At 69.2% G+C, this 16,461-nt stretch carries 13 protein-coding genes; 7 read left to right on the top strand and 6 right to left on the bottom strand.

Annotated elements, in window-relative coordinates; all coding sequences use genetic code 11:
• Nucleotides 1-127: 127 nt before the first annotated feature.
• Complete coding sequence (locus VD964_RS06800; protein WP_324866882.1) at nt 128-991, top strand: DUF2243 domain-containing protein; 864 nt, start codon at nt 128-130, stop codon at nt 989-991.
• Here the strand turns inward: VD964_RS06800 and VD964_RS06795 are convergent.
• From VD964_RS06795 to VD964_RS06785, 3 genes are all read right to left on the bottom strand, one after another.
• Complete coding sequence (locus VD964_RS06795; protein ID WP_324866880.1) at nt 951-1,916, bottom strand: RNA polymerase factor sigma-32; 966 nt, start codon at nt 1,914-1,916, stop codon at nt 951-953. The genes VD964_RS06800 and VD964_RS06795 overlap by 41 nt on opposite strands.
• A gap of 237 nt (nt 1,917-2,153) precedes the next feature.
• The gene (locus tag VD964_RS06790; protein WP_324866878.1) at nt 2,154-5,291 is read right to left on the bottom strand and encodes a multidrug efflux RND transporter permease subunit; all 3,138 of its coding nucleotides are present in this window, start codon (nt 5,289-5,291) and stop codon (nt 2,154-2,156) included.
• Between the two features lie 4 nt (nt 5,292-5,295).
• Nucleotides 5,296-6,558, bottom strand: a complete 1,263-nt coding sequence (locus tag VD964_RS06785; protein ID WP_324866876.1) for an efflux RND transporter periplasmic adaptor subunit — start codon at nt 6,556-6,558, stop codon at nt 5,296-5,298.
• 198 nt (nt 6,559-6,756) lie between these two features.
• Here VD964_RS06785 and VD964_RS06780 point away from each other — a divergent pair, with 198 nt between their 5' ends.
• The 3 genes from VD964_RS06780 to VD964_RS06770 all read left to right on the top strand — a co-directional run bounded on the left by VD964_RS06780 (nt 6,757) and on the right by VD964_RS06770 (nt 9,607).
• A complete protein-coding gene (locus tag VD964_RS06780; RefSeq protein ID WP_324866874.1) occupies nt 6,757-7,611 on the top strand; it encodes a cytochrome c oxidase assembly protein in 855 nt (284 codons plus the stop codon).
• 4 nt (nt 7,612-7,615) lie between these two features.
• Nucleotides 7,616-8,782 carry a c-type cytochrome gene (locus VD964_RS06775; protein WP_324866872.1) on the top strand — a complete coding sequence of 389 codons (1,167 nt, stop codon included), beginning with the start codon at nt 7,616-7,618 and terminating at the stop codon, nt 8,780-8,782.
• Nucleotides 8,783-8,923: 141 nt separating this feature from the next.
• Nucleotides 8,924-9,607 (top strand): peptidoglycan-binding domain-containing protein, encoded by a 684-nt coding sequence (locus VD964_RS06770; RefSeq protein ID WP_324866870.1) that lies wholly within the window; start codon nt 8,924-8,926, stop codon nt 9,605-9,607.
• A 116-nt stretch (nt 9,608-9,723) separates the two neighbouring features.
• Here VD964_RS06770 and VD964_RS06765 read toward each other — a convergent pair whose 3' ends face one another.
• The 3 genes from VD964_RS06765 to coxB are packed head-to-tail and all read right to left on the bottom strand — an operon-like array spanning nt 9,724 to nt 13,654.
• Nucleotides 9,724-10,086: a hypothetical protein gene (locus tag VD964_RS06765; protein WP_324866868.1), complete on the bottom strand. Its 363-nt coding sequence runs from the start codon at nt 10,084-10,086 to the stop codon at nt 9,724-9,726.
• 11 nt (nt 10,087-10,097) lie between these two features.
• The gene (gene ctaD, locus VD964_RS06760) at nt 10,098-12,653 is read right to left on the bottom strand and encodes a cytochrome c oxidase subunit I (RefSeq protein WP_324866866.1); all 2,556 of its coding nucleotides are present in this window, start codon (nt 12,651-12,653) and stop codon (nt 10,098-10,100) included.
• Nucleotides 12,650-13,654, bottom strand: coding sequence for a cytochrome c oxidase subunit II (gene coxB / locus VD964_RS06755; RefSeq protein WP_324866865.1), 1,005 nt, complete (start codon nt 13,652-13,654; stop codon nt 12,650-12,652). The genes ctaD and coxB overlap by 4 nt, the downstream gene beginning before the upstream one ends.
• 238 nt (nt 13,655-13,892) lie before the next feature.
• On the opposite strand from coxB, the gene VD964_RS06750 reads away from it, so the two are divergent.
• The 3 genes from VD964_RS06750 to VD964_RS06740 all read left to right on the top strand — a co-directional run bounded on the left by VD964_RS06750 (nt 13,893) and on the right by VD964_RS06740 (nt 16,449).
• A complete protein-coding gene (locus VD964_RS06750) occupies nt 13,893-14,759 on the top strand; it encodes a TIGR02587 family membrane protein (protein ID WP_324866863.1) in 867 nt (288 codons plus the stop codon).
• 20 nt (nt 14,760-14,779) lie between these two features.
• Nucleotides 14,780-15,271 (top strand): TIGR02588 family protein, encoded by a 492-nt coding sequence (locus VD964_RS06745; protein WP_324866861.1) that lies wholly within the window; start codon nt 14,780-14,782, stop codon nt 15,269-15,271.
• A gap of 143 nt (nt 15,272-15,414) precedes the next feature.
• The gene (locus VD964_RS06740) at nt 15,415-16,449 is read left to right on the top strand and encodes a LysR family transcriptional regulator (RefSeq protein ID WP_324866859.1); all 1,035 of its coding nucleotides are present in this window, start codon (nt 15,415-15,417) and stop codon (nt 16,447-16,449) included.
• The last annotated feature ends 12 nt before the right edge of the window (nt 16,450-16,461 follow it).

Here is a 16,461-nt window from a genome sequence, read left to right as displayed (position 1 = left end):
CCCTTCTCATGAGAGCTGTGGCAACCAACCCGAAATCGGGCCGATCCGATTGGAGAGGAACCCGCCCATAGCCGCCTTGTTGGGAATGCGCGGGCAAATCCAACCAAAAAGCCGGGAACATCAGACCATGACCGCAGATCCGAACGATCCGCTGCCGCACCCCATGCCGATGTCAGACGTCAGGCGCAGCCCCGGCCGGAGCCTGCTGCTGGGCGGGTTCGGCCTGGGGTTCGCACTGGGCGGCTTCTTCGATGGCATCCTGCTGCACCAGATCCTGCAATGGCACCATCTGCTCTCCGGCCTCGCCGACCCGGCCTTCGCCGATATCGGGGTCCAGATCCTCGCGGATGGGCTGTTCCATGCGCTGATGTATGTGATCGCCGCGGTGGGGCTGTGGCTGCTGTGGCGCGGCCGCCGGGGGCTTGCCGAGGTGGGCGGGCGCCGGCTGATGGGCTGGGCACTGGTCGGTTTCGGGGTCTGGCACATGGTGGACGGGCTGATGTCGCACTGGCTTCTGGGGCTGCACCGCATCCGCATGGACGTGGACGACAAGCTGTTCTGGGACCTGCTGTGGTTCTTCGCCTTCGGCGTCGCCGCGGTGGCCGCCGGCTGGTGGCTGACGCGGTCCGAGGCCGGTCATCGCAGCGGCGGAGGCATGCGGCGCGCGGCCGCACCGCTTCTGCTGGCGCTGGCGGCCGGCATCGCCGGGGCGGTCGCCGCCCTGCCGCCGCCGGGGGGCACCGCCACGCTGGTGCTGTTCCGCCCCGGCACCGCACCGTCCGAGGCGCTCGCCGCCCTGGCCGCCGTGGATGGCCGCACGGTGTGGAGCGACCCCAGCGGGCGGCTGTGGGCCATCGACCTGCCGGAGGGCGGCAGCGCGCTCGGCCTTTACGGCAAGGGCGCGCTGCTGGTCAGCAACGGCGTGGTGCCCGCCGGGTGCCTGGACTGGTTCAGGCCGGCACCTCGCCCGTCCGGCTCGACCGCGCTTTGACCGGCTTCCTAGGGGTGGGCCGGGCGGCGGGCCGGATGGCAGGCCGCTGCGTCGCCTGGGCGGCCCGTCCGGCCAGCACCGCCTTGCGGACGGTCTGCATCGCCGCCGCCTCGATCTGGCCGATGCGCTGGCGCGACAGATTGAACCGCCGGCTGAGTTCGTCGGCGGTCACCGGTTCGTCCAGCAGGCGGCGCGCGATCAGGATCTGACGGTCGCGTTCGGTCAGCTTCTCCAGTCCCAGGGCGATCAGGCGCTTGTGCTGAAGACGCTCCTCCGTCTCCGCCAGCGCGGTTTCCTGGTCGGCCCGGTCGTCGGCCAGCAGGTCCTGCCACTCCATCTCGCCCTCATCGCCCACCGTGGCGTTCAGCGAGCGGTCGGCGGTGAGGCGGCGGTTCATCTCCACCACGTCACGTTCCGGAAGGTCCAACTCGGTGGCGATGGCCGCCGCCGCCTCTGGCGACAGGTCGCCGCTGTCCAGTTCCTTCAGCTTGGCCTTCAGGTGGCGCAGGCCGAAGAACAGGGTGCGGTGTGCAGTGGTGGAGCCGATCTTCACCAGCGACCAGTTCTGCAGGACATGGTCCTGAATCGCCGCGCGGATCCACCAGTGGGCATAGGTGGAGAAGCGGAAGCCCTTGTCGGGGTCGAACTTCCGCGCGGCACGCATCAGCCCGATGTTGCCCTCCGCCACCAGGTCCGCCAGCGGCAGCCCATAGCGCCGGAAGCGCTTGGCGACGCCGACGACCAGACGCAGGTGCCCGCCGATCAGCCGGTCCAGCGCCTCGGCATCGTCATGGTCGCGCCAGCGGCGGGCAAGTTCCCGCTCCTCCTCGGCAGTGAGGATGTCGTAGCGGCGCATGTCCTTCAGGAATAGGGTCAGCGGTTCGGCCGACGGGGTTTGGGGAAGCGGTTGGTTCCTGTTCGGCATGGAAAACTCCCTGCCCCGACCGCCCATCGCTCTGCAAGGCCGCCGCCCGCCCTCCCGGTCAGCCGCAGACCGGGCAGGGTTGGGGTCGGTCGGCGTCTGGCCCGGAGCCGGCCGCCGTCGCGCCGATGCGCGGGGAAGCGTCGCACAAAGGACGCCAATTTCAAGGATGTCGGGGACCACGCTGATGTGGGTTCTTATGCAGACGAATCAAGGCCCCAGCAGGCCTTCGACAGCCCTCTACCCCTCCGTTGCGGGCCGGACGCGGGCCTCGGCCGGGCGGCGCCGCAGCCGTTCGGTCAGGCGCTGGAAGGCGACGAACAGCACCGGCACGAAGATGATGCCGATTACCGTCGCCGCCACCATGCCGCCGAAGACGGTGGTGCCGATCGACCGCCGGCTGGCCGCTCCGGCGCCGGTGGCGACCAGCAGAGGCACCGTACCCAGGATGAAGGCCAGCGCCGTCATCAGAACGGCGCGGAAGCGCTGGCGGGCGCCGGCCACCGCGGCATCGACGATGGATCGGCCGTCCGCCCGCTGTTCCCGCGCGAACTCCACGATCAGGATGGCGTTCTTCGCCGCCAGACCGACCAGCAGAACCAGTCCGATCTGCGCATAGATGTCGTTCGGGATCCCGGCAACCCACAGCCCGACGCCGGCCCCCAGCACGGCGACCGCCACCGACAGCAGCACCGCCAGCGGCACCAGCCAGTCCTCGTACTGCGCCACGAGGAACAGGTAGCCGAACAGCAGGGCCAGCCCGAACACCATCAGGCCCTGGTTGCCGACCTGGCTCTCCTGATAGGACAGGCCGGTCCACTCGGTGGCATAGCCCTGCGGCAGGGTGTTCTTTGCCACTGCCTGCATCCCGGTCAGCGCCTGACCGGTGCTGATGGCGGCCGCCGGCTGCCCGTTGACCGAGGCGGACATGAACTGGTTGTAGCGGGTGATGCTGTCGGGCGCGAGCGTGGTGCGGACCGTGACGAGGCTGCGCAGCGGCACCATGTCGCCGGTCTGGCTGCGGACATAGAGCTGGTCGATCTCCTTCACCTGATCGCGATAGCCGGCGGCGTCCTGCACCTTCACCTGAAAGACACGGCCATATAGGTTGAAATCATTGACGTAGCTGGCGCCGAGATGGGCCTGCAACGTGGTGAAGATGTCGGCCGGCGACACCCCGAGCAGCGAGGCGCGGGTGCGGTCCACGTCCAGGTACAGGTGTGGCACCTCCGCGCTGTAGGTGCTGAACACCGCCTGCAGGTTCGCGTCCTGATTGGCGGCGACCAGCAGGCCGCGCAGCACGGCACCCAACTCCTGCGGGGTCTGGCCGCCGGTGGCGAGCACGCGCAGATCGAACCCGCCGGTGGCCCCCAGCCCGGGAATGGAAGGTGGGTTGAAGGCGGTCACCGTCGCCTGCGGCATCGCGCCGAAGCGCGGGCGCAGACTGCCGAGGATGGCGTCAACGGTCTGATCGCTCCCCCGCTCCGCCCAGGGCTTCAGCGACACGATCACGAGACCGACGTTGGATCCCTGGCCGCTGAGGATGCTGAAGCCCGAGATGGCGATGACGTCGGCGACCCCCGGTTCCTGCTTGATGGTTTCGCTGACGCGGTCCATCACGGTCTGGGTCCGGGTGACCGACGCGGCGCTGGGAAGCTGGACGTTCACGAAGAAATAGCCCTGGTCTTCCGCCGGCAGGAAGGCGGTGGGCAATGCCCGCAGCAGGGCGAAGGCGCCGGCGGTGATCGCCACGAACAGCAGCAGCCCGACGATCAGCCGCCGCCCCAGCCCATGGACCAGCCGGCCATAGCCGTCGCGCACCCGGTCCAGCCCACGGTTGAAGGCCGCCAGCGGCCGCCAGGGTGCCGTCGGCGGACGCAGCAGCAGGCCGCACAGCGCCGGGCTGAGCGTCAGCGAATTGATGCCGGAAATGATGAAGGACGCCGCGATGGTGACGGCGAACTGGCGGTAGAGCTGCCCGGTGATGCCCGGCAGGAAGGCCACCGGCACGAACACCGCCGCCAGCACCAGGGTGGAGGCGACGATGGCGCCGCTGACCTGCCCCATCGCCCTGGCCGACGCCTCCCTTGCGGAAAGCTCGGGATGCTCCTCCATCACGCGGCGGACATTCTCCACCACCACGATGGCGTCGTCGACGACGAGGCCGATGGCGAGGATCAGCGCGAACAGCGTGATGGTGTTGGCGCTGTAGCCCAGAACCAGCAGCACGGCGAAGACGCCGATGATCGACACCGGGATCGCCAGCGTCGGGATCAGCGTCGCCCGCCAGTCCTGCAGGAAGACGTAGATGACCACCACCACCAGCAGGAAGGTGATGCCGAGCGTCAGCACGATCTCTTCGATGGTCGCGGTGACGAAATTGGTGGTGTTGAAGACGACCGCGTATTCCAGCCCCTCGGGGAAGCGCTGCGACAGGCGCTGCAGTTCCGCCTGGACGGAGTTGGCGACATCCAAGGCGTTGGCGCCCGGCGACTGGTAGACGACCAGCGTCGCCGCCGGCGCGCCGTTCAGCTTGGACGAGGAGGTGTAGGACTGCGCCCCCAATTCCACCCGCGCCACGTCGCCGACGCGGACGATGCCGCCATTCTCGTTGCTGCGGATGATGATGTTGGCGAATTCCTGCGGATCGTTAAGGCGACCGCGGGCGATGATGGTCAACTGCTGCTGCTGGTCGCCGCCGATGGGCGGCGCGCCGATCTGGCCGGCGGGCGCCTGGACATTCTGCTTCTGGATGGCGCCGACCACGTCCGTCGCGGTGATGCCCAGCGCCGTCATGCGGTCCGGGTTCATCCAGATGCGCATGCTGTAGTCCAGCGCGCCCAGCACCTGCGCCTCGCCGACACCGGGAACGCGGGCGATGGAATCGCGCAGGTTCAGACTGGCATAGTTGGAGATGAAGATCGGATCGAATTTCCCGCCGGGGGAATGGACGTTCACCGCCATCAGCATGTTGGACGACTGCCGGCGCACGGTGACGCCCTGGCGCGTCACTTCCGATGGCAAGCTCGCGGTCGCGAGCGACATGCGGTTCTGCACGTTCACCGCGGCGATGTCGGGATCGGTGCCGGGGGCGAAGGTGATGGTCAGCGAATAGCTGCCGGTGTCGGTGCTGGTGGAGGACATGTAGAGCATGCCCTCCACGCCGTTCACCTGCGATTCGATGGGGGCGGCGACGCTGTCGGCCACCACCTGGGCATTGGCGCCGGGATATGTCGCCGAGACCTGGACGGTGGGCGGGGTGATCGACGGATATTGCGCGACCGGGATGGCGGTCAGCGCCAGGAATCCGGCGATCAGGGTGACGACAGCGATGACGATCGCCAGATTCGGGCGGCGGATGAAGAGCGCGGAGAACATCGCCTCACTCCTTCGCCGCACCCGAGCCGGCACCGTTCGCCGGAGCGGCACCGCTGCTGCCGGCCGAACCCGCGGGAGACGGGGAAGCACCCGCCTGCGCGTGGTCGGCCATCTGCTCCGCCGGGGTGGGCTGCACGACCATGCCCGGACGGACCTTCTGCACGCCGCCGACCACCACGGTTTCGCCGGCGGTCAGGCCCTTTTCCACCACCAGCGACTGGTCGACCTGCGCCCCGGTCTGCACCGGGCGGCGCTGCACCCTGTTCTGGTCGTCGAGCACCAGGACGTAGCTGCCCTGCTGGTCCTGCTGGATGGAGGCGACGGGCACCACCGGGCGCTGCTCCGGCTGGTCGCGGCGGAGTTGCACGGTCACATACTGGCCGGGCAGCAGAAGGCGCTGCGGGTTGGCGAAGGTGGCGCGGATGCTGACGGTGCCGGTCTGCGGATCGACGCGGTTGTTGGCGAACTCGATCTGGCCCTGTTCGGCATAGTCGCTGCCGTCGGGCAGGACCAGAGTCGGCACGTATTTCTCCGCCGCCGCCTGGGCCGGCTGGCGCACGTCGAACCGGCGCTGGAAGGCCAGCATGTCGCGGTCGGCGACCGAGAAGACGACGCGGATGGGATCGAGCTGCACCACCGTCGCCAGCACGCCGGTGGACGGGTTGACGAGGTTGCCCTGGGTCACCGCCGTGGCGCCGATGCGGCCGTCCACCGGACTGGCGATGCGGGTGTAGCCGAGATTGATCTCCGCCGTGCGGACCTGCGCCTGGTTCATCATCACGTCCGCCTGGGCGGCGTCGCGGTCGGCCAGCGCCTGATCCAGCTGCGCCTGCGAGACGTTGCCGCGCTGCCGCAGTTCGTCGGCGCGGGCATAGGCCCGCTCCGCCTCGCGCAGCTTGGCCTCTGCACTGGCGAGCTGCGCCTTGGCGCTGTCGAGCGCCGCCTGATAGGGCGCCGGCTCGATCACATAGAGCAGGTCGCCCTCATGGACGTCCTGCCCCTCCTGGAAGGCGACCTGCTCCACGGTGCCTTCGATCCGCGGCCTTGCATCGAAGGAGCGGATCGCCTCGATCCGGCCGATGAACTCCGTCGCCGGGGCCACGTCGCGGTTCTGCACCGGAACGGTTGTCACCGCAGGCGGCGGAGCAGTCTGGCCGGCGCCCGGCTGCCCCTGCCCCATGGCGGTTCCGGAGACGGACAGCCCCGCCAGCACGACCGCGCAGAGGGTGGGAAGGACGCGGGCGCGGCAGGGATGGGCGGCGGGCATCACGGTCTCCGGCAACAGTTCCGACTGGCCCATAACCGGCTGGATGTCCGATCGGCCATGCGCGGAACAACACCCCAGCCGGCGTTCTGCTCCCTCCCCTTACGGTCAATCGGGCTGAAACGTCGCCTTACCGGGAACATCCCGCGGCCCCGGTCATTGGACAGGGCGGAGAGATCCCGGATTCCGCGAGGCCACGCCATGCCGACAGACGCCCTTCCCTTCGTCCCCTACTGCGGCGTCCCGCCGGTGCCGGGTGACTTGCCGACGGCCTGGAACACCGATCCATGGCTGTTGGCCGTCTTCGTCCTGGCGGCGGCCGGGCTGGCGACGGTTACGCGCCGGATGCAGGCGGCAGGCGGCGCTTCCGGGCACCGGCCCTGGTGCCTCGCCGCCGGCTGGCTGGTGCTGGGCATCGCCTTCGTCTCTCCCCTGTGCAATCTCACCTCCGCCCTATTCTCCGCCCGCGTCGCCCAGCATCTGCTGACCGTGCAGGTCGCGGCCCCGCTGTTCGTGCTCGGCTGGCCGGCCGGGGCGGTGCGCTGGCCGGACTGGCTCCGGACCGTGGTCAGGCCGCTGGAACGGCCGGAGCTGGCCTGGGGCTTGTTCGGCATCACGCTGTGGGTCTGGCATCTGCCGGGGCCCTACATGGCGGCGCTGGCGAACGACGCGGTGCTGTGGCTGATGCACGGCACCCTGCTCGCCGGAGCGGTGGCGGCGTGGCGGAGCGTGCTGGCGCCGACCGGAAACGCCATGCGCCTGCGCGGGCTGCTGGCGGCCTTCGGCACCTCGGTCCATCTGGCGATGCTGGCCGGCCTGCTGATCTTCGCCGGGACGCCGCTGTTCCCCTACCACCTGACCACCACCGCCGCCTGGGGCCTGTCGCCGCTGGCCGACCAGCAGCTCGGCGGGCTGATCATGGGGGTGGTCGGGTCGCTGGCCTATGTGGCGCTGGTGCTGGCCGGTGCGGCGCGCTGGCTGCGGCAGAGCGCCGATGATCGGATTTGGGACGATCGGATCAAAGACGGCCGGCTCTCCGGCGGAAAGGCCGGGTGAGGGCATGCGGCGCACCCTGACGACCCTCGCCCTGGCGGCGGTGGCAGCCGGCATCGGCGGGCTGCTGTTCGCGTGGTCCGGCCTCTACAGCGTCGCGGCGACCAAGGAGCACTGGACGCCCGTCGAGATGTTCTTCGAGATGGCGATGCGCAGTTCGGTCGAGACGCATGCCGCCTTCGTCGAAGAGCCGCCCGACCTGAACGACCCGGCGCTGATCCGCCGCGGCGCCGGCCATTACGAGGACGGCTGCGCCCCCTGCCACGGCGCGCCCGACGCGCCGCGCAACCCGATCTCCCGCCACATGATGCCGGAGCCGCCCTATCTGCCGAACCAGGTGGCGGACTGGAAGCCGCGGGAGCTGTACTGGATCACCCTGAACGGCATCAAATACGCCGGCATGCCGGCTTGGCCGGCGCAGCAGCGCAAGGACGAGCCCTGGGCGGTTACCGCCTTTCTCCTGCGGCTAAAAGGGATGAGCGCGGAAGAATATCGCGGCCTCGCTTTCGGCGGCACCCAGCCGGATGGGCGTGCCCGCGTGGCCGATCTGACCGGCCCCGTCAGCGGCCCGGAAACCGGCCGGCTGGGCGAGACGCTGCAGGACTGCGCCCGCTGCCACGGGCGCGACGGCAATGGCGGGGCCGACGGCGCCTTCCCGCGGCTCGCCGGGCAGTCGGCGGACTACCTGTTCGAGACACTGCGCGCCTACGCCCAGGGCAACCGCTTCAGCGGCATCATGCAGCCCGTCGCCGCCGGCCTGGACGAGGAGGCCATCCGCGCACTGGCCGACCATTACGCCGCCCAAAAGCCTGCAATGCCAAGCTTTGCAGCCGCGGTTCCCGATCCGAAGCTGCTGGAGCTGGGCCGCCGGATCGCGGAGTCCGGCGATCCGGGACGGGGCGTCGCCGCCTGCTCCGGCTGTCACGAAGGGGCGGGCGACAGCCGCCATGCCCGCGACCCGCGCTATCCCACGCTGGACGGCCTGCATGCCTCCTACATCGCCGGCCAGCTGCGGCTGTGGCGCGACGAGGCGCGCGGCAACACGGCGCTGTCCCGCATCATGGAGGCCGCCGTCCGCCGCATGACCGACGAACAGATCGACGCCGTCGCCGAGTATTACTCCCGCCGCGCTCACGGTGACGCCATGGTGAACGGGGATGACGGAAAATCCTGAGACGACGCCAGGGAACAAGAAGGCCCGCTGTTGATTGTTCATCACATGACCCAGCTGTCGCTTGCCGTGCGGCAGGACAGTACAGGCCGCACCGGGCGGCGGGTCGCCAACATCGAAGCGTAATCGAGAAGGATGGCAACCATGCGTGGGATTTCGAAGATCGTCATGACCGCCACGGCAGCCGGCGCCCTGTTCGCGCTCAGCGCCTGCGGCAGCACGGAGACCTCGCGGACGGCGACCGGCGCGGGCAGCGGTGCCGTGGCCGGTGCCGTCGTCGGTGGCCCGGTCGGTGCGGTGGTCGGTGGCGTCGGCGGCGCCGTTGCCGGCAACAGCATGGACGAAAGCCTGAGCAAGAAGACCGACCGCGTGACCGACCGTGCGACCAAGGAGGTCCGGGAAGAGACGTCGGGCAGCGGCTCCGACCGTTCGTCGACCCGCCGCTCCGGCAGCATGGCCTCCAGCAACCTCAGCAGCGAACAGGTGCGCGAAATCCAGCAGGCGCTGAACGACCGCACCGATGGCCGCGACGTCGCCGTCGACGGCGTCTGGGGCGCGAACACCCGCCGCGCCCTGATGCAGTTCCAGCGCGAGAACGGCCTGCGCGCCACCGGCCGCGCCGACGAGCAGACCATGGCCGCGCTGAACCTGAGCGGCAGCACCAGCAACACCGGCACGGCCGGCGGCACGGGCACGACCGGCAACACGGGCACCGGCACGACGGGGACCACGGGTACGACGGGCACCACCGGCACCGTGCCGAGCGACACCCCGCAGAACCAGAGCACCCCGCAGGGCTCCATGGGCCAGACCGGCACCCAGCAGTAACTCCAGCAGCCAGGGTCTTCTGAAACCGCAACGCCGGTTTCGAGACATCCGCGGCGGCCCCTCCGGCCGCCGCCGGTGCCTCGAAGCCGGCGAAGCCATTTTTCAGGGTTTCGGCATCACCCGCAGGCCGGCACCAGCAGGGCCGGCAGTCCGACCCACAGGATGGCGACCAGTGCCGAGCCCGCCCCGGTAACCACGAACCAGCGGGCGAAGCGGCGCGGATCGGCGGAGGCGACATGCCCGGCCGGACCGCTTCCGCGCAGCGCCATCACCAGCAGGATCGCGACCCAGGCCATCGCGAGGACCGTCGCGGCGATGACCAGTGCCGCCGACATCGGATAGCCGAACAGCATCGCCCCGTCCGGTGCCCGCGCGCAGACCGCACCGTTGATGGCATAGACCAGGCCGAAATGCCCGGCCCAGATCAGGAAGGGCGCCAGCATCGCGCCGAAGGTAACGGGAAAGCTGCGGCCCGACATGATGCCCCCTTTCAAATCGCCAGACGTGGGAACAGGTGGAGAAGCAGCAGGGCGATCGTCCCCTGCGCCGCGCTGTACCAGCCCATCAGCAGGGTGTTGTCGAAGGTCACCCGCCGCTCGGCATGCAGAAGCCCGGCGGCCGATCGGGCCAGCGTATAGCCCAGCATCAGCGTCATCACCGCCACATGGAAGGCCTGCCACGCCACCAGCATGTAGGTGATGGCGCCATAGGCGCTGGCCGCGCCGACGAGGCCGGTCCCGATCTGGGCATTGGCGTCCAGCAGGATGCCGCCGACCATCGCCGACCAGGCGACGATCAGGCCGATGCGGACGCGGCCGTGCCGGTTGCGGTCGACGGACTTGCGCGCCCATCCGATGGCCAGTGCCGACAGCCCCCACAGCGCCAGCCCGCCCGCCAGCCAGGGTAGTCCCGGCAACCCGTCTCCACCCGCGGGCCAGACGTCCGGGCTGACCGTCCACAGGAACAGATAGGTGAAGATCAGGCAGGCGAAGGCGGTGCCGTCCACCAGCAGCAGGACGACCACGCCCCACCAGGAATGGTTCTTCGGCCCCTGGATGTAGACCGGCACGCGCCAGCCGCCGCCGACATCCTGCGGCGGGTGGTCGGCGCCGGTGTCGAGGCCCCAGACCCACCAGAACACCATGGCGATGGCCAGCACCGCCGGGACCAGCGAGGGATAATACCACTGCACGGTCAGGCACAGGAAATGCGCCGCGGTGAACAGCCCGGCCAGGAACGGCCCCCAATGCGGACCCGGCAGCGGCATCAGATATTGCGGCTTGGCCTCGATCGGACTGGTGACGATGGTCTCGCGCCGGCCGGTCGGGGCGCCGGGCAGGAAATGGGCGCCCTCGCGCACCTCGCGCGGCAGGTCGGGCTTGTCCCACAGGGGATAGAGGCTGGTGACGTGCGGGATGCTGCGGGTGGCGTAAAGCTCATTCGGCAGCCATTCCAGCGTCCCGGAATTCCACGGGTTGTCGGATGCCTTTTCCCCGCCCCCGAAGGCGCTGCGCGCCATGTCGATCAGCACCAGCAGCACGCCCAAGGCCAGCACGAAGGAACCCACCGTGGAGATCATGTTCAGCAGGTTCCAGCCGAGATCGCCGGGATAGGTGTAGACCCGCCGCGGCATGCCCAGCAGGCCGCTGATGTGCATGGGGAAGAAGGCGACGTTGAAACCGATGAACATCAGCCAGAAGGCCCAGCGCCCCAGCCGCTCCGACAGCAGCCGGCCGTTCAGCGTCGGCCACCAGTGGTAAAGCCCGGCGAAGACCGGGAACACCATGCCGCCGATCAGCACGTAATGCAGGTGCGCGACGATGAAGTAGCTGTCATGGGCCTGCCAGTCGAAGGGCACCACCGCCACCATTACGCCGGTCAGCCCGCCCAGCACGAAGATGAACAGGAAGCCGAACAGGAAATGGGTGGCGACCGTCCACTGCACCCGCCCCGCCCCCAGCGTGGCGATCCAGGCGAACACCTGTATGCCGCTTGGCACCGCCACCGCCATGCTGGCGGCGGAAAAGAAGCTGAGCGACAGCGACGGGATGCCGGTGGCGAACATGTGGTGGACCCACAGGCCGAAGCTGAAGAACCCGGTGCCGACCAGCGCCAGCACCACCCAGTCATGCCCCACCAGCGGCCGGCGGGCCAGCGTCGGCACCATCATCGACACCAGACCGGCCGCCGGCAGGAAGATGATGTAGACCTCCGGATGGCCGAAGAACCAGAACAGATGCTGCCAAAGCAGCGGGTCGCCGCCCCGCTCCGCGATGAAGAACGGCCAGTGGAAGGCGCGCTCGATCTCCAGCAGGGCGGTGGCGACGATGACGGCGGGAAAGGCGAAGATGATCATCCCCGCCATCACCAGCATCGACCAGGCATAGATCGGCAGCTTGTCCAGCGTCATGCCGGGCGGACGGGTGCGCAGGATGCCGACCACGATCTCGATGGCGCCGGCGATGGCCGAGATTTCGATGAAACCGATGCCGAGCAGCCAGAAATCGGCGTTGATGCCGGGCGAATGCTCGTAGCTGGTCAGCGGCGGATACATGAACCAGCCGCCGTCGGGAGCCGCGTCGAAGATCAGCGAGCAGAAGAAGGAGATGCCGCCGAAGAAATAGGCCCAGAAGGCGAAGGCGGACAGCCGGGGAAAGGGCAGGTCGCGCGCCGCCAGCATGGACGGCAGCAGGAAGACGCCGATGGCCTCGACGATCGGCACGGCGAACAGGAACATCATTCCGGTGCCGTGGACCGTGAAGAACTGGTTGTAGGTGCCATGGTCGAGCAGGTCGTTTCCAGGCATCGCCAGCTGCAGCCGCATCACCAGCGCCAGCACCCCGGAGATCAGGAAGAACAGCAGCGCCGTACCGATGTACCAGACGCCGACCTTGGTGTTGTTCACCGCGGTGACGCGCGCGATCCCCTGCGGCAGACGCCAGAGGCGGCGCAGCTCCTCCTCCTCCCCCGGCGGTCGGGGCATGGGGCTGGGTGTGGGCCGGCCGCCGGTGAACTCGTCGCGGGGCTCGTCGGTGCGCAGCGTCATTTCAGGCTCTCCAGCCAGGCGGCCATGGCATGCAGGGTCTCGCCGTCGGTCACGTCGAAGGACGGCATGCGGTTCTCGGGCTTGATGTGCTGGGCGCCCTGGATCCAGGCGGCGATGGTCTCCACCCGCGTCGGCAGCGTCCCGGCGGCGAGCGAGGCGCGCGCGCCGATGCGGCTGAGGTCCGGCCCGACCAGCCCGTCCGCCTCCGTGCCGCGCACCGCATGGCAGGATTGGCAACCGAGCGCGAAGAAGGCATCGCGGCCGCGCACCAGCTCCGGCGTCGGCGGTTCCGGCACCGGGCGGCGCTGTGCCGCCATCCAGGCGTCGAACTCGTCCGGAGGCAGGACACGGACGTCGAAGGCCATCAGGGCATGCTGCGCCCCGCAATATTCGGCGCATTGGCCGCGGTAGAGCCCTGGCCGCTGCGCCACCACCGGCAGGCGGTTCACATGGCCGGGGATCATGTCGATCTTGCCGGCGAGGCTGGGCACCCAGAAGCTGTGGATGACGTCGGCGCTGGCGACCCGCAGCTCCACCGGCCGGCCGGCCGGCAGCACGATCTCGTTGGCGGCGCGCAGTGGCTCCTGCCCCGGCACGAGGTAGCGGACGTCCCACCACCACATCAGCCCGGTGACCTCCACCACGAAGGCGGGTTCCGGCGCCAGCGTCGCCAGTCGGCGGGCCAGGGCGAATTCATGCAGCTGGAGTGCGGTCAGCGTGACGACCGGGAACAGGATGCCGCCGCCGATCACCCAGGCCTTGCGGCCGGGAAACCGCTCCGGCCGGACGAAGGCGGCATAGAGCGCCAGCGCCATCACCGCCAGGAAGATCGCGGCGCCGCCGATGAACAGGATCCAGCTGGTGACCAGGATCTCCTGCGCGCTGACGCCGGCCGCATCCAGCGCCGACTGCCTCCCCTCGCACCCGGCAAGCGCCAGAACCACCGCCGGCAAGCCCGGCCGCAGAGGATTTCGCGCTGTTCGCCGGCTCGGCCCGTCCATGCCACCTCCTCCCGTCAACGGGGGAGGCTCATCGCCCCTCGCCCCATTTCCCACCCCGATTTCCCCACCCCCAGGTTCCCACCCCCAGGTTCCCACCAGGGTCAACACAGCAGAGGCTCGGCGGTTTCCTCGGCACCTCATCTTCCTTTGGGCGGCGCGGAAACCTGTGCGTGGCCGTAAGCGTTGACCCTGGAATGCGGGCCGCGACGACCGTGCGGCGGGGTTGGGGAGACGATGCATGACAGCCGATGCCGGCCGGCCGGACGCCGCCACACCGGAAAGGCCCACTTACGAGGACAACCGCTCCTTCCTGGTCGGGCTGGCGCGCGCGTTCGCCGGGGCGCTGATCTTCTCGCTGCCGATGCTGATGACGATGGAGATGTGGTGGATCGGCTTCACCATGACGCCCTGGCGGCTGGTGCTGCTTCTGGTCCTGCTGATCCCGCTGCTGATCGGCCTGTCGGTGGTCAGCGGCTTCAAGACCAACGCCAGCCTGCGCGACGACATCGCCGATGCCTTCGTCGCCATCGCGGTGGCGGTGACGATGTCGGCTGTCATCCTCGGCATTTTCAAGGTCCTGACCTTCGACATGCCCGCGCGCGAGCTGATCGGCAAGATCGCGCTGCAGAGCTTCCCCGCCGCCATCGGCGCCATGCTGGCCCGCGACCAGCTGGGCGAGAAGACGGCCGAGAGCACGCAACGCCAGGATTCCATGACATACGGGCAGGAACTGTTCCTGATGGGCGTCGGCGCGCTCTTCCTCGGCCTCAACGTCGCCCCGACGGAGGAGATGGTCCTGCTGTCCTACATGATGGACCCGTGGCGGGAGATCGCGCTTCTGCTGCTGTCGCTCGTCCTGATGCACGCCTTCGTCTATGCGGTGGAGCTGCCCGGCGGGTCGAAGCCGCCCGGCGGCGTGGGGTTCTGGAGTTTGTTCCTGCGCTTCACCGTCGTCGGCTACGTCATCGTGCTGTCGATCTGCCTCTACCTGCTGTGGACCTTCGGCCGGACCGACGGCACGGGACTGGCCGAGATCATCAGCGCCACCGTCGTCCTGGGCTTCCCCTGCGCCATCGGCGCGGCGTCCGCCCGGCTGATCCTGTGACCGGAAGGAAGGGCACCACCATGACCCCGCAAGTCGGACCGGCACCCCTGCGCAAGGACGCCGTGACGGAGCAGACCCGGCCTTCACCGCAAAAGGCGGACCGGGACAAGAACAGTACCGAGGCGGAGCGTGCAGCGCCGACCTCCCCCCTGGAATGGGTGGCGGCGGGAATCGGCGCCCTGCTGATCGCCGCCATGATCGCCTACATGGTGCAGTACGGCCTTCGGGAGGAAGGTGAAGTGCCCGGCCGGATCGACATCACCGTGGTGGAGACCCAGGCCGGCGGCCATGGCCACACCGTCCGTTTCCAGATCCGCAACCGCACCACCGCCACCGCCGCCACCCTGCGTGTGCGTGGCGAGCTGCGGTCCGGCGACCGCGTGGTCGAAGCGGTGGAGGCCGAGTTCGACTATCTCCCGCCCTACTCCGAACGCTTCGGCGGCCTGATCTTCCAGCAGGACCCAGCCCGTTTCGATCTGCGCATCATCCCCACCAGCTACAGCGAACCGTAGCGGTCCCTGCCGGTCCCATCGGTCCAGCCATGTCCGTCCGAATGATCGACAGCGGCGCGCGTCGTGGTTAAATAGCGCCTATTCAACCAACGGCACCACCCATGCCCGGGAGCGGTGCCGACGCAGGGCGGGACAGGACGGCCATGGACAAGCTTCACGCGATGCGCGTCTTCGTTCGGGTTGTGGAGGCCAACAGCTTCACCAAGGCGGCCGACACGCTGGGCCTGCCGCGCGCCTCCGTCACCACCACCATCCAGAACCTGGAGGCGTCGCTGGGCGTCCGGCTTCTGCAGCGGACGACGCGCAAGCTGAACCTGACGCTGGACGGCGCCGCCTATCTGGAGGGCGCCACCCGCATTCTGCAGGAGTTGGAGGAGGTCGAATCCTCCTTCACCAGCGCGCGCAAGACGCCGCGCGGCCGGCTGCGCGTGGACATGCCGGGCTCCATCGGCCGGCTGGTCATCATCCCGGCGATCCACGAGTTCCACAGCGCCTATCCCGACATCGAACTGATGCTGGGCCTCAGCGACCGGCCCATCGACCTGATCCAGGAGGGAGTGGACTGCGTCCTGCGCGTCGGCGAGCTTCAGGATTCCAGCCTGATCGCCCGGCGGGTCGGCGCCTTCCGCTCCGTGACCTGCGCCAGCCCGTCCTATCTCGCCGCCCATGGCACGCCGAAGACGCTGGACGAGCTGCAATGCCACGTCGCCGTCAAGTATTTCACCCGGACCGGCAAGGTCCACGAGCCCAGCTTCGAGCGCGACGGGGTGGAGCGCGAGGTGAAGATGTCCGGCACCGTCTCCGTCAACGACGCCGACGCCTACGTAACCTGCGGGGTGGAAGGGCTGGGCATCATCCAGCCCGCCCGCTTCATGGCCCTGCCCCACCTGCGCAGTGGCGCCCTGGTGGAAATCCTGCCGGATTGGCGCCCGGCCCTGATGCCGATCTCCGCCCTCTATCCGCAGAACCGCCACCTCTCGCCCAAAGTGCGGGTCTTCGTCGACTGGGTGGCGGAAATCTTCGAACGCTGCCCGCTGATGCAGGGGGAGGATGTGCCGATCGATGCCTGCCGCGGCGAGGCCCACCGGCCCAAGATGCCGGAGAAGGCGCAGAAACTGCCGGTCGCCGTCGATTCCATCGCCATGGACCAGGAGGGTGCCTGCCTCTGCGTCGTGTGAGCCGGGCGCGTC

The organism is Azospirillum sp. (assembly GCF_035628975.1).
Classification (GTDB): Bacteria; Pseudomonadota; Alphaproteobacteria; order Azospirillales; family Azospirillaceae; genus Azospirillum.
This window is presented reverse-complemented; position numbering and strand designations above follow the sequence as displayed.